The 21,047-nt window shown below is 65.5% G+C and carries 16 protein-coding genes; 3 read left to right on the plus strand and 13 right to left on the minus strand.

The genetic code is table 11. The features are described from left to right. Window positions 1-63: 63 nt before the first annotated feature. Complete coding sequence (gene lpxH, locus J7360_RS10990) at window positions 64-807, plus strand: UDP-2,3-diacylglucosamine diphosphatase (RefSeq protein WP_057661881.1); 744 nt, start codon at window positions 64-66, stop codon at window positions 805-807. 184 nt (window positions 808-991) lie between these two features. On the opposite strand, the gene J7360_RS10995 is transcribed toward lpxH, so the two are convergent. The 11 genes from J7360_RS10995 to J7360_RS11045 form a co-directional block, all read right to left on the minus strand. Continuing rightward, window positions 992-1,411, minus strand: coding sequence for a hypothetical protein (locus J7360_RS10995; protein WP_057661831.1), 420 nt, complete (start codon window positions 1,409-1,411; stop codon window positions 992-994). Between the two features lie 135 nt (window positions 1,412-1,546). Continuing rightward, a complete protein-coding gene (locus J7360_RS11000) occupies window positions 1,547-2,800 on the minus strand; it encodes a zinc-dependent metalloprotease (RefSeq protein WP_209033855.1) in 1,254 nt (417 codons plus the stop codon). A 114-nt stretch (window positions 2,801-2,914) separates the two neighbouring features. Beyond that, window positions 2,915-3,343: a hypothetical protein gene (locus tag J7360_RS21385; RefSeq protein ID WP_244667797.1), complete on the minus strand. Its 429-nt coding sequence runs from the start codon at window positions 3,341-3,343 to the stop codon at window positions 2,915-2,917. A 41-nt stretch (window positions 3,344-3,384) separates the two neighbouring features. Next, window positions 3,385-4,230, minus strand: a complete 846-nt coding sequence (locus tag J7360_RS11010; RefSeq protein ID WP_174232311.1) for a ferritin-like domain-containing protein — start codon at window positions 4,228-4,230, stop codon at window positions 3,385-3,387. A 174-nt stretch (window positions 4,231-4,404) separates the two neighbouring features. After that, window positions 4,405-5,871: an amidophosphoribosyltransferase gene (gene purF, locus J7360_RS11015; RefSeq protein ID WP_003483730.1), complete on the minus strand. Its 1,467-nt coding sequence runs from the start codon at window positions 5,869-5,871 to the stop codon at window positions 4,405-4,407. Window positions 5,872-5,901: 30 nt separating this feature from the next. Then, window positions 5,902-6,648, minus strand: coding sequence for a CvpA family protein (locus tag J7360_RS11020; RefSeq protein WP_007968935.1), 747 nt, complete (start codon window positions 6,646-6,648; stop codon window positions 5,902-5,904). A 213-nt stretch (window positions 6,649-6,861) separates the two neighbouring features. Beyond that, entirely contained in the window at window positions 6,862-7,944 is a 1,083-nt protein-coding gene (locus J7360_RS11025; protein ID WP_209033857.1) for an SPOR domain-containing protein, read from the minus strand. Window positions 7,945-8,011: 67 nt separating this feature from the next. Next, window positions 8,012-9,310, minus strand: coding sequence for a bifunctional tetrahydrofolate synthase/dihydrofolate synthase (gene folC, locus J7360_RS11030; RefSeq protein WP_057661838.1), 1,299 nt, complete (start codon window positions 9,308-9,310; stop codon window positions 8,012-8,014). A gap of 329 nt (window positions 9,311-9,639) precedes the next feature. After that, window positions 9,640-10,284 carry a histidine phosphatase family protein gene (locus J7360_RS11035; RefSeq protein WP_007968929.1) on the minus strand — a complete coding sequence of 215 codons (645 nt, stop codon included), beginning with the start codon at window positions 10,282-10,284 and terminating at the stop codon, window positions 9,640-9,642. Window positions 10,285-10,377: 93 nt separating this feature from the next. Then, window positions 10,378-12,462 carry a S46 family peptidase gene (locus J7360_RS11040; RefSeq protein ID WP_176215036.1) on the minus strand — a complete coding sequence of 695 codons (2,085 nt, stop codon included), beginning with the start codon at window positions 12,460-12,462 and terminating at the stop codon, window positions 10,378-10,380. A gap of 243 nt (window positions 12,463-12,705) precedes the next feature. Continuing rightward, entirely contained in the window at window positions 12,706-14,787 is a 2,082-nt protein-coding gene (locus tag J7360_RS11045; RefSeq protein ID WP_209033859.1) for a phospholipase C, phosphocholine-specific, read from the minus strand. A gap of 108 nt (window positions 14,788-14,895) precedes the next feature. Between J7360_RS11045 and J7360_RS11050 the strand changes: the two genes are divergently transcribed. Together J7360_RS11050 and tdh are read left to right on the plus strand one after the other, a co-directional pair. Beyond that, window positions 14,896-17,316, plus strand: a complete 2,421-nt coding sequence (locus J7360_RS11050; RefSeq protein WP_081027860.1) for a TonB-dependent receptor — start codon at window positions 14,896-14,898, stop codon at window positions 17,314-17,316. A 271-nt stretch (window positions 17,317-17,587) separates the two neighbouring features. Next, the gene (tdh, locus tag J7360_RS11055) at window positions 17,588-18,622 is read left to right on the plus strand and encodes an L-threonine 3-dehydrogenase (RefSeq protein ID WP_209033861.1); all 1,035 of its coding nucleotides are present in this window, start codon (window positions 17,588-17,590) and stop codon (window positions 18,620-18,622) included. Between the two features lie 391 nt (window positions 18,623-19,013). Here the strand turns inward: tdh and J7360_RS11060 are convergent, their stop codons facing one another. Then, the gene (locus J7360_RS11060; protein ID WP_057661846.1) at window positions 19,014-19,730 is read right to left on the minus strand and encodes a TorF family putative porin; all 717 of its coding nucleotides are present in this window, start codon (window positions 19,728-19,730) and stop codon (window positions 19,014-19,016) included. Window positions 19,731-20,012: 282 nt separating this feature from the next. Beyond that, window positions 20,013-21,044, minus strand: a complete 1,032-nt coding sequence (locus J7360_RS11065) for a sulfate/molybdate ABC transporter ATP-binding protein (protein WP_007968921.1) — start codon at window positions 21,042-21,044, stop codon at window positions 20,013-20,015. Window positions 21,045-21,047: the final 3 nt, after the last annotated feature.

Genomic DNA, 21,047 nt, shown 5'->3' on the forward strand with positions numbered 1-21,047 from the left:
ATTCCCAATTCCCAATTCCCGATTCCCGATTCCCGCCCCGCGCTGCCGCCGTACAATGGCGCAATGACGACCCTGTTCATTTCCGACCTGCATCTGGATCCGGCCCGGCCGGCGATCACCGAGTTGTTCCTGGACTTCCTGCGTACGCAGGTGCCCGGGAGCGACGCGCTCTACATCCTGGGCGATCTGTTCGAAGCCTGGATCGGCGACGACACTCCATCCACCGCCGCCGATGCAGTGGCGGTGGCCCTGCATGCAGTGGCAGATTCGGGCGTGCCGGTGTTCTTCATGGCCGGCAACCGCGACTTCCTGGTGGGCGAAGCCTACGCGCAACGGGCGGGCTTCCGGATCCTGCCCGACCCCACCGTCATCGATCTGTACGGGCACACCACGCTACTGATGCACGGCGACTTGCTGTGCACCGACGACACGGCCTACCAGGCCTTCCGCGCGCAGACGCGCGACCCGGTGTTCCAGGCGCAGTTCCTGGCCCAGCCGCTGGCCGCACGCGTTGCGTTCGCGCAGCAGGCGCGCGCGGCCAGTCAGGCGCGGCATGCAGAACTCAAGCAGGGCGACCAGTCGCGCTTCGAAACCGTCACCGACGTGGCGCCGGCCGAAGTGGAAGCCACCTTCGTGCGTTACGGGCTGGATCGACTGATCCACGGCCATACCCATCGCCCTGCCATCCACACCTTGCAGGCCGGCGGCACCACCTGCACGCGCATCGTGCTGGGCGACTGGTACGAGCAAGGCTCGGTCCTGCGCGTGGATGCCGATGGCGTGTCGCTGGAGCAGTTGGCGCTGTAACACAGCCGATCCACATTGCCGTGCCATGGCAGGCGCGGCGGCGCAGTGCTGCATTCAGGGCATGCAGCATGCGCGAAAGCGCGCCTGAGGCCACAGACGCGCGGCGACGCAACGATGGATCGGCAGCGCTTGCCGATCGAGGCGCGCAGCATCGTCAGGTGTGCCAATCAATGACCGCAACGCATCACTGCGCGCTTCGCGCACGCTCGGCGTAGTCGACGAAATCGGCATTCACCACGTCGTACCACAGCAGCGTGCCATCGGCCTGCACGCGGAACCGGTCGCGTACCGGGCTGGTCTGCGGGTCGCCGGGGCAGCCGTCGCCATGGCGTTCGCGCACCGCAAAATCGAACGTGTCCGGCGCAGGCGCATCGCCGTCCTCGGCCATGATGCTAATGCAGTTATCCGGGTACACATGGTCGCCCTGCAAGCGGGCTTCGAGCGCCTGCAGCGCGCGGGCTTGCGCGTCGTCGCTGGGGGGCGGCGCCGGTGCGCTCACGGCAGGTTGGGGTTGCGTGGCGACAGGGTCGGCCGGTTGCTGCTTGCATCCGGCAACCGTCAGCGCGGCCAGGAACACAAGCGCGTGACGCAGGGACGTGGACATGAGAGCTCCGCTCGACAGGGCAGGGCCGGCAGTCACCGGCGATGCCTATAGTCTGCGCGATCCATGCGCGCAGGTGTAGCTGAAAAAGCCCGGCACTTGCGGTGCCGGGCCGGGCTTGGATCGGTCAGCAGACACTCAACGGAAGGCGGCGATCGTGGCCTTGGTGTTGACCAGCACCCGTTGGTTGTCGGCGGTGCTGGCATTGCCCATGGGCACGCCGTTGTAGCTGATGTTGGGGTTGGACCAGTAGTTCAGGCGCGGGCAACCGCTGGTGCAGTCGTAGGCCATGATGGTGCGCCAGCTGTTGCCGTAACGGTAGCCGTGGCCATACGCGTACGGCGAGGTGCTCGGGTCGTTGGTGGCGTCGTGGCGTGCGCTTTGCAGATGCCCGATTTCATGGGCGAAGCTGTAGTAGCCGGTGGCGCAATCCCAGTACACCGACGCAAATGCACTTGCAGCGTTAGAGCCGATCCCCGACGCCAGGCCGCAGTAGCTGCTGTTGTCCAGCACGATGACTCCCACATCCGCCGTGTAGGTGTTGCGGCTGGTGTGGATGCTGTCCATGTAGCCGTCGTTGGTCACGCGGAAACGCTGCAGGTCGGTCGTGAAGTTGCCGGTCTCGGTGTAGCTGGTGGTCTCGTAGCGCGCCAGCTGCAAGGTGATGCCGACATTGCTGTTGATGTAGCCCTGGTTGGCTTCGGCCACCGCCAGTTGCATCAGCGATTGCATGTTGCCGCCGTAAGCGGTCACGGCCTTGTTGGTGGCTACCACCAGCACGCGAATGGTGGCCGGGCTACCTGATGAGGCGGCGGCAGCCGTCACGCGTCCATCGCCGGGCATGTCGAACTTCGGCAGCAGGCTGTAGTCGGCCGGATGCTCCTGCGGCATGCGTTGCTCATCCACCTGCACCAGCACGTGGCGGCCATCGGCCAGCGGACGCAGGCGGTAGAGCTTGCCGGCGTAGCGAATCGTGCCGGTCACGGTGTCGCCGCTGCGCACCAAGATGGCCGAGTTCAGCGGGTCCACGCCAGACAGCGTGCGTGCGCGGGTGCCGGCACGCGGACCGAGATTGCCGTACCACACGCTGTCGCCATCCTCCAGGGCATCGACCTTGGCCTGGGTGGCGGTGATGGCCTGGCCATCCAGCTGCAGTTCCAGCAATTTTTCCGAGGCGGTCACCGCGCCGGCGTCGAGCTGAACCACCTGCGCGTTGGCAGTGGACGGGGCGCTCAACAGGCGCTGCAGCGAAGGTTCGGCTGCAGCGGTAGCGGTGGCACTGCGGCTCAGCGCAGGGCCGGTTTGATACAACGGCTTGCCGGCAGCGGCGGCCGAGCCGGCCAGGCACATGGCGATCAGACCCACCGTGGTGCACATCGACTTCGACTTCATCGTCTTTCTCTCCTAAGACATGAAAGTTACGGATGTGAAACACCTGGCCCCTGTCCCCGGGACGCCATTAGGGCGCGCGTGCCTGTACCGAATGCAAGTTGTTGCAACGGAAAATTATGTTTCTGTGATGTTTACCCATCCCTGGATGCGATTCCAGCAACTCTCGAACGGGGAACCAGCGCACAGTCCTACAGAGCGCGCGTTCGGAAGCAGCGTGTCAAACAAGCACAGGCCATCTTCCCGGACAACGCGGCGATCCTGCGTCGTCATACAGATCGATGCGCTTGGACGTGACTGCGTCCGCCACGCGATGGATGCGTCGATCCTCGCCTGTGTTGCAGGACATCGTGCCGCCTCGGCGTCGGCGTCGGCGTCGGTGCAGATGGCGAGCGCCGCCACGTCGTCATGCGCGGCGCAGCGTGCATCGATGCCCGCCCCATCGGCCATGGGCGTTGACGGTGCTCCCCAATCTGTGGGACGTGACGCGGCGTGGGTGGCGTCATTGAAATCTGCGCACGCATGCGTCAGGTAGATCCACGACACGGGCCACGAACGCAAATTCGCACCTCGCATGCAGGCCACGCTCAGCCAGCCTGCTCCACCAGGTCGGCTAGTTCGTCCTCGTCGAAACCGGCAAGCAGGCGCGCCTGCAGATTGAACGGCCCATGCAGATAGCCGCCGGCGTATTCGCGCAACAGAGCCTTGAACCGTGCGCGCGGCTCGACACCGGCCTGCTCGCAATACCAGCGGTACCAACGCGAGCCGGCGGCCACGTGCGCCACTTCTTCGCGCAGGATGGTTTCGAGTACCTCGGCAGTAGCGGCATCGCCGAGCGAACGAAGTTTGACGATCATTCCCGGCGTTACGTCCAGGCCGCGCGCTTCGAGCACGCGCGGCACCAGGGCCATGCGCGCCAGGCCGTCGTGTGCCGTCTTCTCGCACATTTCCCACAACCCGTTATGCGCGGCGAAATCGCCGTAGTCGTGGTCGTGCGCGTGCAATCGTGCGCGCAGCAGCATGAAGTGGCGCGATTCGTCGTCGGCCACCGCGACCCAATCGGCATAGAACGCCGCGGGAAGCCCGCGGAAGCGATACACCGCATCCCAGGCCAGATCGATGGCGTTGAGCTCGATGTGCGCAATGGCGTGAATAAACGCGGCGCGCCCTTCCGGCGTGCCCAGTCCACGGCGCGGCAAGTCGCGCGGATGCACCAGCAGCGGCGTTGCCGGACGCCCCGGCATGCGGATCGGCGCAGGCGCAGGCGCCGACGGATCGAGCGTCAGGACGCCTTCGCGAAAGGCGGCTGCGTAGTGCTGGGTCAGCGCGACTTTCTGTCGCGGGTCGGCCTGGTCCAGGCACAGGCGCGCAGCGTCGAACAGATCCGCACTTGCGAACGGATCGCTGCTCATGCCGTTGGCCGTACGGGGCAATGGCGCGCTGCAGAAACGGACTGCGCTTGCACGCGTTCGGTCGCAGGTACCTGCCCGTTGCGCAGGCGCGCGTCATCGAGCGTGTCGATGGCTGCAGTGTTTTGTTTGCCACTGGCTGCCGACACCATCCGCATGCCAACCAGGGCGGCCAATCGGCCAACCTGGTTCGGTGACTCAGGCGCGGCGACGCTTCTTGGCATCGTCCGAGCGCAGCTGCTGGATGCGTTCGAAATACCCCGGTTCGATACCGGTGATGTACTCGCCGTTGAAGCAGGAAGAATCGAACTGCTTGATGTCCGGGTTACCTTCGCGCACCGCCACTTCCAGGTCTTCCAGATCCTGGTAGATCAACCAGTCGCAGCCCAGGAACTCCTGGATTTCCAGCTCGCTGCGGCCATGCGCGATGAGCTCTTCGGCGGCCGGCATGTCGATGCCGTAGATGTTGGGGTAGCGCACCGGCGGCGCAGCCGAGGCCAGGTACACCTTGCGTGCACCGGCATCGCGCGCCATCTGCACGATCTGCCGGCTGGTGGTGCCGCGCACGATGGAATCGTCCACCAGCAGCACCACGCGGTTGCGGAATTCCAGATGGATCGGGTTGAGCTTGCGGCGTACCGATTTCTGCCGTTCGCCCTGCCCCGGCATGATGAAGGTGCGGCCCACGTAGCGATTCTTGACGAAGCCCTCGCGGTACTTCACGCCGAGCACGTTGGACATCTCCAACGCCACATCGCGCGAGGTGTCCGGGATCGGAATGATGGTGTCGATGTCATGGTCCGGGCGCAGGCGCAGGATCTTTTCGCCCAGCTTCAGGCCCATGCGCATGCGCGCCTTGTGCACCGAGATGTTGTCGATCATCGAATCGGGGCGCGCGAAATACACGTACTCGAAAATGCACGGCGCGTTGTTGGTCGGCGCCGCGCAGACTTCCGAGAACAGTTCGCCGCGCGCGGTGATCACCAGCGCTTCGCCCGGGCGCACGTCGCGCACGCGCTGGTAGCCGAGGATATCCAGCGCTGCCGATTCGGAGGACACGATGTATTCGGTGCCTTCGGCATGCTCGCGCTTGCCCAGCACCAGCGGGCGGATGCCGTGCGGGTCGCGGAACGCCACCAGGCCCAGGCCCAGCACCACGCTGACCACCGCGTAGCCGCCCTTGCAACGGCGGTGCACGCCGGCCACCGCGCGGATCGCCGCTTCGGGGGTGAGCATGCGCTGCGCGTCCAGCTCGTAGGCGAACACGTTCAACAGCACTTCGCTGTCCGAATCGGTATTGATATTGCGGCGGTCGGCTTCGAACACCTGTTGGCGCAAGGCCTCGGTGTTGATCAGGTTGCCGTTGTGCGCCAGCGCGATGCCGTAGGGCGAGTTGACGTAAAACGGCTGCGCCTCGTCCATGCCTTCCGAACCTGCGGTCGGGTAGCGGCAATGGGCGATGCCGACGCGGCCTTCCAGCACCGCCATCTTCTTTTCGTCGAAGACGTCGCGCACCAGGCCGTTGGCCTTCTGCACGCGCAGGCGCGTGCCATCTGCGGTGGCGATGCCTGCGGCGTCCTGCCCACGATGCTGCAGGACGGTCAGCCCGTCATACAGCTGCCCGGCGACGTTCTGGTTGCCGACAATACCGACGATGCCACACATGGTGCGCGTTCTCCGCTTCGGCTTGCGCCGTTACTGTGAAGGTGGCCGTGCCTGGCCTTGGGATTCGACCCGAGCCGGGTCGCTTTCTCCGCCGCGAACCTGCGCCGGATCGATGTTGGCCGGCATCGCCTGCGTCGGATCGCGTCCGTCGCCAGCCGTCTTGCCGGGTTTGCCAAGCGCACGGGTGATGGTGTCGCTCAGCCCGGAACCGCCAAGTGCCTTGCCCAGGTCCGTATTATCGCCTGCCGAAGGCAACTTCCCCAACTCCGTGGGCAAGTTGCCCAGTTCCATTGATGGCATCTCCATCGACGGCATCCGCCAGGCCGGCAGTTGCGCCCGCATCCAGCCGGCGCCCGGCTGCAGCATGGGCAGCAGCACCGACTGGCGCCAGGACGGCTCGCGCGGCAGTGGCGTGAAGCCCATCAACAGCACCAGCACGCTGGCCAGAAACGCGCCGCGCACCACGCCCAGACCGAACCCGAGCATGCGGTCGGTACCGCCGAGCTTGACCGCATCCACGCCCGCGCGGATCACCATGCCGATCACCGCCACGGTGATCAGCACACCGACGAACACCATGGCGTAGCCGCCGAACGATTCGGTCGCAGACGGGTGCTTGCCATCGGCCAGCCAGCGCGCGGCCGCGCCGCCGAACAGGAAGGTGGCCCAGCCGGCCAGCAACCACGACAACGTGCCCACAACGATGGCGACAAAGCCACGCAGCAAGCCCAACAGGGCCGACACCAGAATGATGACGCCCAGCACCATGTCGATCATGGGCAACCTCTCCGCGTGGCGCGCGCGCCGTGAGTGCAATTGGGCTCGGTCGTCATTGCCCTCCCCTCCATGGGTGCGAGGCGTTCGAAAATCCAGCAGCTGCAGGCGCGCAGTGCAGGCAGTCAACAGACACGTGGCGGTCCGCCGGCAGTGCAGTGTACGAGCGGCTGCCACGTGTGCGGCGGCCGCGTTTGCTTACGGCCGGCATGGCGGTTACGGATGCGGACGCACCATGCCGGAGATACCGACCTTGGCTGCCACCTGCGCGCGCAACTGTTCGGCATCGCTGCGATTGGCGACCGGTCCGACACGCACACGATTGAGTGCGCCCTTGTCGGTCCGCACCTGCTCGACGAAGGCGCTGAAGCCGGCGGCGCGCACGCGGTCGCGCAAGGCGTCGGCATCTTCGGCACGACCGAACGCGCCCAGCTGCACTGCAAACCCGACCGCACTGGCGGCAGGCGCTGCCGGCGCGGTGGCCACCGGCTTGGCAGGCTCAGGTTTGACAGCCACTTCAGGCTTGGCGGCTGCGGGCGTAGCGGTTACAGGCTTGGTAACTTCGGGCTTGGCCGGCGCGGGCTTGGCCACATCGGCCGGCTTGGGCGCGGCAGCCACCGGCTTGGCGGGTTCCGGCGGCAGGCTCTCGGTCCTGGTCGGGGCGGTGGTGCTGGCGGCGGCGACGCTGCTGCCGGGTTTGGCGGCAGGTGCAGGCGCAGGTGCGCTGGCGACCGGCGCCGGCGCGGCGGCGTTGGCGTCCAACGTCACCACCTGGGCGTTGACGTCGCTGCGCACCTTCACTGCCTGCAGGCGGGCCGATTCGGCCTGGGCCTGGTCGGCATACGGCCCCACGCGCACGCGCCAGGCCGGGCGGCCACTGATCTGGGTCTTTTCGCTGAAGCCGGGCAACTGCGCCTGCTTGAGCCGCGCAATCACCGCGTCGGCGTCGGCGCTGGTGGCGTATGCACCGAAATTCACCGCGTAGTTGCCGGCAGCCACTTCAGGAGCCGAGGGCGCGCTGGACGGAGCGGCCAGATCGGCGGCGTCGGGGTTGTTCTGCACCGGCGCCGGCGCGCCGGCCATGCCTAGCGCGCCACCGGCCGGCGCATTGCCCGGGGTGACCAGCGGCAATTCGCGGGTTTCGAACTCGCCATTGGCGGGCGCTGCGGGCGCCTCGAGCGGCACATCGGCCACACCGCTCGACGGCGCGGGGCCCTTGACCAGCATCGGCAGGAAGATCACGGCAAGCGCCACCAGAACGATGGCGCCAATCAGTCGCTGTTTCAGAGCAGTATCCACGGAAGAGACGAGAGGCGGCGTGGCGGGGTGCCGCGGCGATTATAAGGCCGGCGCCACCCCGACAACCTCAGCGGGCTGAACGAAGTGCGCCAAGCGCGTCGGCCACGGTGTGAAACGAGCCGAAGATCAGCACGCGGTCGCCGGGGCTGGCCGCGCCCAGGACCGCGCGCACTGCGCCGGCAACATCGCGATGACACGGCGCCTGCGCGGCGGCACTGCCTTGCAGGCGGGCCTGCAAGGCCTGCGCCGATTGGCCGCGCGCACCTTCCAGCCCCGCCAGCACCCAGTGGTCGATCTGCCCAGCCACTGCCTCCACCACGCCCAGCACATCCTTGTCGGCCAATGCAGCGTAGATCGCATGGGTGCTGCCGGCATACGCCTGCGTACCGAGCGCGGCGGCCAGCGCGCGCGCAGCCTGCGGGTTGTGGCCGACATCCAGCAATACCTGCACGCCATCGACCTCAAGCCGCTGCAGTCGTCCGGCCACTTGTGCGTTAGCGATGCCCTGCGCCCAGGCCGCGTCGGGCACCTCCACCGGCAAGGCCTGCAATGCGGCGATCGCGGCAGCGGCGTTGGCCAGTTGCACCGGCGCGTGCAATGCCGGCATCGGCAATTCCAGCGTCACCGCCACATCGCGCCAGCGCCAGTGCGGCGCATCGGATTGCGGGGCCTCAGCGTGCGGTGTGTCGATCGGCTCGAAGAAATAATCGCTGCCTGCACGGATCGCATTGGCGCCCAGCTGGTAGGCGCGACGCAGCACGCTGGACGGCGGGTCGATCTCGCCCAGCACCACCGGCTTCCAGGCGCGGATGATGCCGGCCTTCTCGGTGCCGATGGCCTCGCGGTCGTCGCCCAGCCAGTCGGTGTGATCGAGATCGACAGTAGTGATCACCGCCACATCCGAATCGACGATGTTGACCGCATCCAGGCGCCCGCCCAGGCCGATTTCCAGCACGGCCAAATCCAGTGCGGACTGCTGAAACAACCACAGCGCTGCCAGCGTACCGAACTCGAAATAGGTCAGCGCGGTGTCGCCGCGTGCTGCTTCGACCGCCACGAACGCGTCGACCAGCTGCGCGTCGCTGGCCTCGTAGCCATCGATGCGCACGCGTTCGTTGTAGCGCAGCAGATGTGGCGAGGTGTAGGCCCCCACCTTCCAGCCGGCGGCACGCCCGATCGCCTCGATGAAGGCCACCGTCGAGCCCTTGCCATTGGTCCCGCTCACGACGATGACATGCTTGGCCTGCGCGGCGATCTGCAACCGCGCGGCAACCTCGCGCACGCGCTCCAGTCCCATGGCAATGGCGTTGGGATGCTGCTGCTCGATATAGGCGAGCCAGGCGGAGAGAGAGTCGGTTGCGTTCATGGGGAGGGCTGCGCAGAGAGGGGCACATTATCGCCATTTGCGCTTGCGCAACGCACGCCACGTCGGTGTTGGATGTATCGCGCGTGCTTGGTTAGAACGACGCAGCTCGGTTGATCGCGCATGGTGACGAACGCCGTCACCAGCGCATCCCAGGACGTTTAGCGATCACCCCAAGACGCAGCCCCGACACGGAGCGTTGACTACGCAACCGCACCGAGGCCTGTTCCACCAACTCACCTAAACCTGCAAGCGTGTATCAACGACGTTCGGCATTTTGGCACCTGCAACGACATGGCGTGTCATTGGTGATCCAGCGTCCTTGCCTCGCCTTACAACGCCCGATGCTTTGCCTCACCAAAGAACGGTGTGTGGTGCGCACAGTCGTTGAGGCGCACCACTTCGAGATGCTCCACGTCATCGCCTTCGAGCAGGTTCAGCGTGGTCGGGGCCTGGCGGAAGCTCCATAGCTTGGACAACGGCAGGCCCAGGATCTTGCACAGGATCACGCGATTGACCGCATCGTGCGCAACCACCAGCAAGGTGTCGTGCGCGCCCAGCCCATCGGCGGCGCGCACCAGGCCGCGCCAGCTGCGATCGAGCACCTGACGCAGCGATTCGCCACCTGGCATCAACACGGTATCCGGTTCCTCGCGCCATGCGCGCAGGCGGGCCGGGTCCTTGTCGTTGATCTCGCTGGCCAGCAGGCCTTCCCATTCGCCGTGCGCAATTTCCTGCAGGTCGGCATCGGTCTGCAGCAGCGCCTCGCGCGAAACGCCCAACGCGGCCTTGGCAGTGGCCTGCGCGCGCGACAACGGCGATGCCACCGCGCGGTCGATCTGCAGCGAATGCAGCCGTTCGCCCAACGCGCGCGCCTGGCCTTCGCCGACCGGCGAGAGCGGAATATCGATCTGGCCCTGATAACGGCCTTCGGCGTTCCACGGCGTCTCGCCGTGACGAGCAAGCAGGATGCGCATGCGCTGGGAGGTTCCTTGGGGGAGGGGCCCGCTCGCCACAGCGAAACGGGACCGCATGATAACCCCTGGCGCCTGCGCGCCGGCCGCCCCGCCTCAGCGCACGCCGAGTTCCTTCAACAACTGTGGCGCCGGAGCGACCTCGGTCATGATCCAACGCAGATAGCGGCTGTCCACGGCGATCATGCGGGTCATTGCCGGGTCGAAGATCCAGTTGCTGCTCACCGACTCCCAATTCCCGTCGAACGCCAGGCCGACCAGCTTGCCCTGCGCGTCCATCACCGGCGAACCGGAGTTGCCGCCGGTGATGTCCAGGTCCGACAGGAAATTGACCGGCACCGAGCCCAGGCGCTTGTCCTCCAGCCCCGCGTAGCGCTTGGCCTTGACCGCATCCAGCAGGGCCTTGGGCGAATCGAACGGATCGGCGCCGGTCTCCTTGGCGGCCACCCCTTCCAAGGTAGTGAACGGTGTGTAGGCCACGCCATCTTTCGGGGCGTAGCCCTTGACGTTGCCGAAGGTGATGCGCAGCGACAGATTGGCATCCGGATAGACCGATTCGCCCCGGCTCTTCCTGTAGTCGGCCAGGGCTTGCAGATACACCGGCCGCGCCTTGAGCTGCTCGCCGGTACGCAGTTTGTCCTCGCGCTCGATCTGCAACAGGGCCGGGGTCACCGCCACGGCGTACTGGATCGCCGGGTCGGTGCTGGCTTCGAAGGCGGCCCGGTCGGCGGCAAGCCACTTCACCCGCGTTTGCGTGCTCCCCAGCGCCGTGCCATCGAGCTTGCCCACGGCCGCCTGCACGGCCGCCGCATCGCGGCCGCCCAACCACTGGTCCAACGCGGCGATGCGCTGGTTGGCCGGCAGCTTCAGGTACTGGCCGAGCCAATACCGTTGCAGCTGACGATCCATGGCCGGCACGTAACGGCGCTCCATCTGCTTCATCGTCGCTTCGATGGCCGGCAGGTCGCGGTCCTGGTACCCGGATTCGCGTTGCGCATCGGGCTTGGCACGCTCCAGCGCCAGCCGGTACAACGTCACCGCGGCACCCACCGTGCCGGTGGAGTCGAACTGGCGCAGCACGAAGTCGCGCTGTTGCGTGGCCTGGGCCTGCTTGAGCAGCTTGACCAAGGTGTCGTGCGCCGCAAGCGCGTTGCGCCCGCTCGCGCCCCGGCCCTCGAGCCAGGCCAGCACTGCCGCTTCGTCGGCCTGCTTGGTGGCCTGCGCACCAATGCGCTTGAAACCTTCCAGTTGGCCGTCGAAGTTCTTGGCGGAGTTATTGAGGCTGGCGACGGTGCTGGCATATTTCACCTGGACGTCGGGATCCTGCTTGCCTGCCTGTTCGATCAGGCCGATCACGTCCTTCAACTGCTGGCCGACCACCGGGTAGGTCCAGTTGGCGGTGTTGTCGAATTCGGCAGCCAGCGCGTAGCGATTGGTGCGGCCCGGATAGCCGGCCACCATCACGAAGTCGCCGGCGCCCAGTGGCTGGTCGGCGAACGTCAGGAAGTGCTTGGGCTGGTAAGGCACGTTGTCCTTGGCGTAGGCGGCGGGCTTGCCGTCCTTGCCGACATAGGCGCGATAGAACGAGAAATCGCCGGTGTGGCGCGGCCACATCCAGTTGTCGATGTCGCCGCCGAACTTGCCCACGCTGCCGGGCGGCGCATAGACCAGGCGCACATCCTTGATCTCCAAGCTCTTGAACAACCGGTAGGCGTTGCCCCCGGAAAAACTGAAGAACTGGCAGCGGTAACCCGGCTGTGCTTCGCAGGACGCGATCTGTTGCTTGCTGAAATCCTCCAGGGCCAGCGTGCGCTTGAGCGCATCGTCGCCTGCAGTGGCCATCGCGGCCTTTGCCGGCGCCGTGACGTCGGCAATCGCATCGAGCACGTAGATGCGCGCACTGGGCCCTGCGCTGAGCTCGTCGGCAGGGCGTACGGCGTTGAACCCGTCCTTGATCAGGTTCTTTTGCGCGGTGGAGTTGAGCTGGATCGCGCCATAGGCACAGTGGTGGTTGGTGACGACCAGGCCCTGCGGCGAGACGAAGCTGGCGGTGCAACCACCCAAGGCGACCACGGCGCCCATCGGATCGCCGGTCAGGTCGGCCAGTTGCCGAGGCGAAAGCCGCAAGCCTGCTTGCTGGAGTGGCCCGGCGAGCTCGGGCAGTTGTTGTGGAACCCACATCCCCTCGCCCGCCTGTGCAGATGAAGCGACGGCCAACGTGGCCAGCACGGAAACGGCGAACAGGTTTGGACGCATCGACAGCCCCACGGGTCATTTTCGTTACAGTGTAACGCCAACACCCACTGGCAAACCCATGGCCGATGGCAGGGTCGGCACGCGCGCGCTCCGCACGCGCTCGCGCACGTTTGCCGCGCAGCAGGCGTCAGCGGATTCGCCTGCTGCGTACCGCGGCCGAGCACCGGCCTAGACGCGGCCGAATGCGGGGTCGCTGCGGCTGGGCCTGCCGGTTTCCAGATGTCCGGCCAGACGGCAGCGGAAGGCGCTGCCCGGTTGTTCCACCACCAGGTCGTACCAGTGATCGCTGGCGGCAAGGGCCAGGCGAATGGTCTCGCGCTGACCTGCGGCCAGCGGCAAGGTGCGCGCACTTGGGTCTGCGTAGTCCAGGGCACGCAGCTGCACGGTGCAGGCGCGCTGCCCGGCATTGCCGATTTCCAGCACCAAGGCGTCGCCCTCCTGTCGCGCCTCCACCCATGGCGCGGCCGATGGCGCTGTGGCACTTGGCACCCGCCCGGCGAACTCGCGCAAGAAGCCATTGGGTCCGTGCACGCGCAAGGCGTATGCACCCTCGTGCGTGGCCCCGATCGGCGCATCGTCCAATTGCGTGCCCGGCAGCACCGTGTAATACCAGGGCCCGCCGCTGGCCGCACTGCTGTAGACGTTGAACGCCGCAGCCGCCGCGCCGCTGTTGACGAACTGCAACTGCACGGTGGCACCGTCTTGCACGCGTGCATGCACCTGCAAGGCATATGGCAATGCGCGCGCCGGCCGTTGCCCCGGTTCCTGCCGCGGCATCGTCGCGGCGGCAGGCACAGATGGCAGCGGCTTATCGCGCACGGCAGCGGTGCGTGCGCGATAGTCGTCGACCGACGGCAATGCGCTCAACGCCGAATCGTCCGGCTTGCGGAAGTCGAACACGCTGGTGAGATCGCCGCTGACCGCACGCCGCCACGGGCTGATGTTCGGCTCGGCCACGCCGAAGCGGCGTTCCAGCAGACGCAGCACCGAGGTGTGATCGAACACCTGCGAGTTGACCCAGCCACCACGCGTCCACGGCGAGATCACCAGCATCGGCACGCGAATGCCCAGGCCGATCGGCACGCCGTCGTAGACCTCGCCACGCGTGTCGACATTGCTGCGCCCCATGCGTGCGTCCAATGCCGGCAACGGCGCGGGCACGTGATCGAAGAAGCCGTCGTTCTCGTCGTAATTGATGATCAGCGCCGTCTTGGCCCACACCTCGGGATTGGCGGTGAGCGCATCGATCAGACGCGCCACCAGGGACTCGCCATATGCAGGCGGCGCTTCGGGGTGTTCGCAATACGCAGTGGGCGGAATGACCCACGACACCTGCGGCAGGCGATCGGCCCGCACATCGGCAGCGATCGCGGCGACCAGATGCTCGGCCTGGGTGGTGGCGGCATTGTCCGCGGTGGAACCGGGCACGCATGCACGTGCACGCCGGTAACGTTCGTCGTCGGCGCGTAGATCGCGATAGTGCGAGAAATACGCCAGCGAGTTGCAGCCGAAGTTGTCGTATTCCTGATACACGCGCCAGTCCACGCCGGCAGCCTGCAAACGCTGCGCGTACGTGGTCCACTGCAGTGCTGCGTAGCCGGGCTTGTCGCGCGCCATGTCGGCGGTCCAGTTGCCATCGTCGGCATTGGTGACCGCCTGGGCGCCAACGTTGCCCACGCTTGGACCGCTGGTACCGGTGAACAGATACATGCGGTTGGGATTGGTCGGCCCGTGCAGCGAGCAGTAATAGCCGTCGCAGATGGTGAACGCGTCGGCAAGCGCGTGGTAGTACGGGATGTCGTGACGCTGGAAATATCCCATCGTCAATTCCCCCTTGTACGGTACCCACGCATCGTATTCGGCCCAGCGTACCGGGTCCTGCCCATGACCGGCCTTCCAGGAATGATCCAGACTCTTGATCAAGGGCGCGCAGGTAGTTTGCGAATCGAACGCGAACGGCAGCAAGCGTCGTCCGTCGGGCGTGGGCTGACTCCATACCGCATGGCCATCGCGCAGTTGCAGCGCGCGCGGATCGCCAAAGCCGCGCACGCCGCGTAGCGCGCCGAAATAATGATCGAACGAGCGGTTTTCCTGCATCAGGATCACCACATGTTCGAGATCGCGCAACGTGCCGGTCCGCGCGTTGGCCGGCAGCGCGAGTGCGCGACCGATCGAAGACGGCAAGGCGCCGGCAGCGGTGAGCGCGGCAACGCGCTTGAGGAAATCGCGACGCGAGGAAGAAGACGTCATGGCGGCAGAACCTGCAAAGAAAGTGGTGCCTTTGTCACCGCGCAGCGCGGCTGGACACGACACGTATAGCGGGCGAGCACGACAGTTTTGCGACAGCGACCGTCATCAATGTTTCATGAGCCGTTGACACCCTGCGTCGCGAAACGCCGGCTTTGCACCGTGCGTCCGCCCTCAGCCGTGGCCGAACAGGACTCCCCCATGACTTCCGCTCGTCGCTTTCATGTCACCCCGCTGGCGCTTGCCCTGGCAACGCTGCTTCCCGTCATTTCGCAGGCTGCGACACCGGCCGACCCGGCTGCCGTGGCTCCGGCAGAGGCAGCGGTGACCGCCGATGCCGCCGCCAATGCCACGCAACTGGATGCGATCAACGTGGTGTCACAAGGCAGCACGCGCCAGGTGCAACGCATCAGCCAGCAGGACATCGAGCAGCTGACGCCCGGTAGCAGCGCATTCAAGGCAGTGGAAAAACTGCCGGGCGTGCAGTTCCAGTCCGCCGATCCATTCGGCACCTACGAATGGTCCACGCAGGTGACCCTGCACGGCTTTGATCAAAGCCGTCTGGGTTACACGCTCGATGGCATTCCACTGGGCAACATGAGCTATGGCGTGACCAATGGCCTGCACATCACGCGCGCCATCATTTCGGAAAACCTCGGTTCGGTGGAAATTGCGCAAGGGGCAGGCGCGCTCGGCACCGCCTCCAACACCAATCTTGGCGGCACCATGCAGTTCTACTCGGCCGACCCGCAGACCACGCCCGGCGCACGCCTGGTGCAGACGGTGGGCAGCGATGCAACGCGCCGCACCTTCGTGCGTGCCGACACCGGCGATCGCGATGGGTTGTCGGCGTATCTGTCCTACGCCAATGCCAGCACCGACAAGTGGAAGGGCTATGGCGATCAGACATCCGAACAGGCCAATCTCAAGACCGTGTACCAATGGGGCGACGGCAACCGCCTGAGCCTGTTCGTGGACACCTCGCGGCGCAAGGAATACGACTACATGGATCTGTCGTTGACCAGCCAGCGCGCGCTCGGCTGGGACTACGATTACCTGCAACCGGATTGGGCCACCGCCGTGCAGATGGCACGCGCCTACCAGAACACCGGGGCCACCAGCGGTGTGGCCAACGGCTACCCACAATCGCTTGCCGGTCTGCCCAGCGACTACAGCTGGCTCGATGCCAGTTATTACGCCGGCGGCGGCTTGCGTCGCGACAACCTGGCAGGCTTGTCTGGCAGCTTCGTGTTTGGCGGCGCCACGCTCGATGCCAGTGGCTATTACCACGGCAATCGTGGCGAAGGCCAATGGGTGACGCCGTACGTGCGCACCTCCGCGCAGATTCCAGTGTCGATGCGCACCACCGACTACGGCCTGGACCGCTTCGGCGGCACCAGCGCATTGAAATGGTCGTGGGGCAATCACGATCTGGAAGTGGGCGCATGGGCAGAAAACGCGCGCACCACGCAGGGCCGCAATTACTTCGCGCTCGGCAACGAAGGTTACACCTCGCTCTACAACGTCTACCAAGCACAGACCCCGTTCCGTCGCGACTTCCTGCAGCGCTACACCACGCAAACCCGGATGTTGTATGTGCAGGACACCGTGCGCCTGCTCGACGACCGCCTGACCCTGAATTACGGCGCAAAGGCGCTCAGCACCACCACGCGCGCGCAATCGCTGGTGCCGACCACCGCGCTGGCACAGGGCCGCATCCGCGCCGAAGATAATTCCCTGCCGCAGCTGGGCGTGAACTACAAGCTCGACGAACGCCAGGACCTGTACGCGTCCTACAGCAAGAACATCGCGGCGTTCGGCTTCACCCCGTTCGCCACCTCGCAGGCCGCCTTCGACCGCAGCCGCTCCACGCTGGAGCCGGAACAATCGCAGACCGTGCAGGTAGGCTATCGCGTGCAGGATGCGCAGTTCCAGCTCTCGGCCGACGCCTACTTCACCAAGTTCTCCAACCGCCTGCTGACCACCTCGCCGTGCACCGCGGTGCAGACCTGCGCCTCGATCCTGAGCAACGTCGGCGCGGTGCACAGCGCCGGCGCGGATCTGGCGCTGATGTGGCGCCCGACCGAAGGCCTGAGCTGGTTGAACTCGTTGTCGTGGAACCGCTCGCGTTACCAGGACGATTACCTCAACAACGGCGTGGTCGCCACCTCCGGCAAGGACGTGGTCGGCATCCCGGCGTTGATGTTCTCTTCCAGCGCCAGCTACCAGATCGGCAACCTGCGCCTGGATCTGGACGGCAAGTACGTGGACAAGCGCTACATCACCTTCCTCAACGATTCGCAGGTGCCGTCGTACTGGCTGTTCAATGCCGGCGCGCGTTACGACTTCGGCCGTGTCGGCGGGGTAGCGGATGTGGCGCTGGCGCTCAACATCAGCAATCTCACCGACAAGCGCTACTTTGCCAGCACCGGCACCAACGGCTACGTCGCTTCCGATCCGGATGGCTACAACCAGACCATGGTGGTCGGCGCACCGCGGCAGTACTTCATGAGCCTGGATGTGAAGTTCTAAGCTAGGCTGACAAGCATTGGAGCGAAGCTGGCGGCGATGACGCACGCCTGCGAGGGCCCAACGCGCTAGCCCTCGCAGGCAGCGACAGGTCTGGACGGCGGCTCTCATCCTGCGCTCAGGTGCCAACTTCGTCCCACCGGGCACGGGCCGGATCGGCCCTGGCCCACCGTGGATCCAGGGCGGCACGATGTCCATTCCCGCACCGCCGCATGGCATGCAGGCCGCGACGCCTATAATTGCCGGCTTACTTTCACTCAGCAGGTTCCGCCAGATGGCGCAGACGATGAAGGCGCTGGTCAAGCGCGAAGCAAACAAGGGCATCTGGCTGGAACAGGTGCCTGTGCCGACGCCCGGCCCCAACGAGGTGCTGATCAAGCTGGAAAAGACCGCCATTTGCGGCACCGACCTGCACATCTACCTGTGGGACGAGTGGAGCCAGCGCACGATCAAGCCGGGCCTGACCATCGGTCATGAATTCGTCGGCCGCGTGGCCGAGCTCGGTTCGGCAGTGACCGGTTACCAGGTCGGCCAACGGGTGTCGGCCGAAGGCCACATCGTATGCGGCCATTGCCGCAACTGCCGTGGCGGCCGTCCGCACCTGTGCCCCAACACGGTCGGGATCGGTGTCAACGTCAACGGCGCCTTCGCCGAATACATGGTGATGCCGGCCAGCAACCTGTGGCCGATCCCGGACCAGATTCCGTCCGAGCTTGCCGCGTTCTTCGACCCCTACGGCAATGCCGCGCATTGCGCGCTGGAATTCGACGTCATCGGCGAAGATGTGCTGATCACCGGGGCAGGCCCGATCGGCATCATTGCCGCCGGCATCTGCAAGCACATCGGTGCGCGCAATGTGGTGGTCACCGACGTCAACGATTTCCGGCTCAAGCTGGCTGCAGACATGGGGGCCACGCGCGTGGTCAACGTCTCCAAGACCTCGCTCAAGGACGTCATGGCCGACCTGCATATGGAAGGCTTCGACGTGGGCCTGGAAATGAGTGGCAACCCGCGCGCGTTCAACGACATGCTCGATTGCATGTACCACGGCGGCAAGATCGCCATGCTCGGCATCATGCCGCGTGGCGCCGGTTGCGACTGGGACAAGATCATCTTCAAGGGCCTCACCGTGCAGGGCATCTATGGCCGCAAGATGTACGAGACCTGGTACAAGATGACGCAGCTGGTGCTGTCGGGTTTTCCGCTGCAGAAGGTGCTGACCCATGAGCTGCCGATCGACGATTTCCAGAAAGGCTTCGACCTGATGGAAGAAGGCAAGGCCGGCAAGGTCGTGCTGAGCTGGAATTGATCGGCTGACACTGCAGATGTGCGAAAGGCGCCGCGAGGCGCCTTTTGCGTTTTTGACCTACGCGGGCTGACGAATGCGGCGAGCGATTTTCAGGAGCTAGCGAAGCGTCTCATGCGACGCGGGGTCGGCTAGGGTCTGGATAAAAGCCTAGTGGTCGAGGGCACGATGCCCTCGCCACTCGCGACGGTGAGCGGGCAAGGACCCTGCAGAAGATCCGCAGATCGGCGGCTCTACACGTGATCGATCCGCAAGCTGCAGTCACTCAAAAATCCAACCAGCCAGGCCTCGAGTCTTGACCTAACTTGGACGCAGAGGCACAAAACCCGGTGCGTCAACGCTTCCGCATGACGACGACTCTGCGCGCTGCCAGAGCCACTTCAACCAATCGCCATCACGGCCAAGCAACCGTCGCCGTCGCCACCAGATGGTTCTGCGAATTCTGACGACCGAAGCCGAATTCGGCGGCTTTGCTGGTGTCGTAATAACCCACGCTCAAACCCAGCGGGCCGAACGTCTTGCCGACGTTGACGCCGAAATCGTTGTAGTCGTGATCCACCTGACTCAGCGACGAGGTGTAGACGCTATGCCCTGCGTGCGCGCTGAGGGTAAAGTCGTACGGCAACGTCCAGTTGGCATCGAAGGCGTAGTAATAGCCATCGGTCTTGCTGCCGTAGAGATCGTCGGTGTAGGCGACCGTCACGCTATAGGTCTTCAGGAACGTGGTCTTGGTGATCAGCTCTGCGTAGTTGGATGCGCCCGCTCCCAGATACTGGTAGCGGTTGATCATGACGTCGAAGTTCCAGTGGCTGCCCAGGTCGGTGTTGTAGCCGACGAAACCATCAACTTCCCAATCCGGATCGCCGGCGCCGAAATCGACGTTGGACCCCCAGGTCCCCAGGTACAACCCGAATGGCGTCTTGTAGGTCAGACCGGCCTGAAACGCAGGCTCTTCATTCGTCTGCGAAATACCGCGGAACAGGTAATCGCTGGTCACCGCAAAGGTGCCACTGAACGGCGATGTAGACGCATCTTCGTCCTGCGCCTGCGCAAGCGGCGCAACGCCGAGCAGCAGTAACGACAGACAACAAGCGAGCGGGGACGACTTCATGGGCATCTCCTGGAGCGATGAACGGTGGGATGGCGCGAAGCGAGGCTGCCAAGACTTATTAGTCCAACTGTCATTGCAGCGCAACATGAAAGTCGCGTTCGCTTGATCCAGCGCACACACTCAAGAGCCCATGCGCGAATCAGGTGTTGATGTCATCGACCGCTTGCGCCGAATCTTGATGTTCGGAAGCCGGGATTGGGAATTGGAGATTCGTCGCGGCGAAGGCGAAACCTACGTCTCGCACATCCATTCCGGCGGGCCCGGACCGCAGCCGGCGCCTGCTTACGCGGGAAATATCCCGTACTGCCTTGCTGCCAAGCGCACTTGCTGCCCTGGCTGAAAGCTGCCGGCAGAGGCCGGCAGTTCCACTTCCACTTCATTGCCCGCCGGCTCCAGCGTTGCGCGCAGACGCAGGCGTGAGCCACTGCGCTGCGACCACGCCACCGTGGCCGGCCAGCCCGCCGCGTCGGGCACCAGATCCTCCGGCCGCACATACACCTCGACCGGCCCTGCAACCAGCGCAGCGTTGGCCAGGGGCAGTGCGTGCCCAGCCACCTGGATCTGCCCCTGCGCCAACACCCCAGGAATCCGGTTCACCGCACCCACGAACGAATACACGAAGGGCGAGGCCGGCTTGTCGTAGATCATGGCCGGCGTGTCGAGTTGCTCGATGCGGCCGCGATTGAGGATGGCCACGCGGTCGGCCAGTTCCAGGGCTTCTTCCTGGTCATGGGTGACGAATACCGTGGTCAGGCCGGTACGTTCGTGCAACTCGCGCAGCCAACGGCGCAGGTCGCGGCGCACCTGCGCATCCAGCGCACCGAATGGCTCGTCCAGCAACAGCACGCGCGGTTCGATCGCCAGCGCGCGCGCCAGCGCCACGCGCTGCCGCTGGCCGCCGGAGAGCTGGGTGGGATAACGCTGTTCCAGGCCCTGCAGCTGAACCAGCGCCAGCAGTTCCTCCACCCGGGCACGGATGCGCGCTTCGGCCCAACGCGCGTTGCCGCGGCGCACGCGCAAGCCGAATGCGATGTTCTCGAACACGTCCATATGCTTGAACAACGCATAGTGCTGGAACACGAAGCCGACCCGACGCGATTGCACGCTCATGCGGGTGGCATCTTCATCGCCGAACAGCACCTGCCCGCCATCGGCATGCTCCAGCCCGGCCATGATCCGCAGCAGCGTGGTCTTGCCCGAGCCGGAGGGCCCAAGCAAGGCCAGCAACTCGCCCTGGCGCACTTCCAGGTCGATGTTGTCCAGCGCAGTAAAGGTCTCGAACTGCTTGCGCAGGCGGTGAATGCGGATGCCCATGGT

Origin of the sequence: Xanthomonas sp. D-99 (assembly GCF_017746145.1) — a bacterium.
In the GTDB taxonomy this organism is placed as follows: Bacteria; Pseudomonadota; Gammaproteobacteria; order Xanthomonadales; family Xanthomonadaceae; genus Xanthomonas; species Xanthomonas cissicola.

What these genes read in the sequence shown, in the direction of transcription:
- J7360_RS10995 (WP_057661831.1), bottom strand. Translation starts at nt 1,411, where the DNA reads ATGTCCACGTCCCTGCGTCACGCGCTTGTGTTCCTGGCCGCGCTGACG.
- tdh (WP_209033861.1), top strand. Translation starts at nt 17,588, where the DNA reads ATGGCGCAGACGATGAAGGCGCTGGTCAAGCGCGAAGCAAACAAGGGC.
- J7360_RS11035 (WP_007968929.1), bottom strand. Translation starts at nt 10,284, where the DNA reads ATGCGCATCCTGCTTGCTCGTCACGGCGAGACGCCGTGGAACGCCGAA.
- J7360_RS11065 (WP_007968921.1), bottom strand. Translation starts at nt 21,044, where the DNA reads ATGGGCATCCGCATTCACCGCCTGCGCAAGCAGTTCGAGACCTTTACT.
- J7360_RS11045 (WP_209033859.1), bottom strand. Translation starts at nt 14,787, where the DNA reads ATGACGTCTTCTTCCTCGCGTCGCGATTTCCTCAAGCGCGTTGCCGCG.
- J7360_RS11020 (WP_007968935.1), bottom strand. Translation starts at nt 6,648, where the DNA reads ATGATCGACATGGTGCTGGGCGTCATCATTCTGGTGTCGGCCCTGTTG.
- J7360_RS11050 (WP_081027860.1), top strand. Translation starts at nt 14,896, where the DNA reads ATGTTTCATGAGCCGTTGACACCCTGCGTCGCGAAACGCCGGCTTTGC.
- lpxH (WP_057661881.1), top strand. Translation starts at nt 64, where the DNA reads ATGACGACCCTGTTCATTTCCGACCTGCATCTGGATCCGGCCCGGCCG.
- J7360_RS11060 (WP_057661846.1), bottom strand. Translation starts at nt 19,730, where the DNA reads ATGAAGTCGTCCCCGCTCGCTTGTTGTCTGTCGTTACTGCTGCTCGGC.
- folC (WP_057661838.1), bottom strand. Translation starts at nt 9,310, where the DNA reads ATGAACGCAACCGACTCTCTCTCCGCCTGGCTCGCCTATATCGAGCAG.
- J7360_RS11000 (WP_209033855.1), bottom strand. Translation starts at nt 2,800, where the DNA reads ATGAAGTCGAAGTCGATGTGCACCACGGTGGGTCTGATCGCCATGTGC.
- J7360_RS11040 (WP_176215036.1), bottom strand. Translation starts at nt 12,462, where the DNA reads ATGTGGGTTCCACAACAACTGCCCGAGCTCGCCGGGCCACTCCAGCAA.
- purF (WP_003483730.1), bottom strand. Translation starts at nt 5,871, where the DNA reads ATGTGTGGCATCGTCGGTATTGTCGGCAACCAGAACGTCGCCGGGCAG.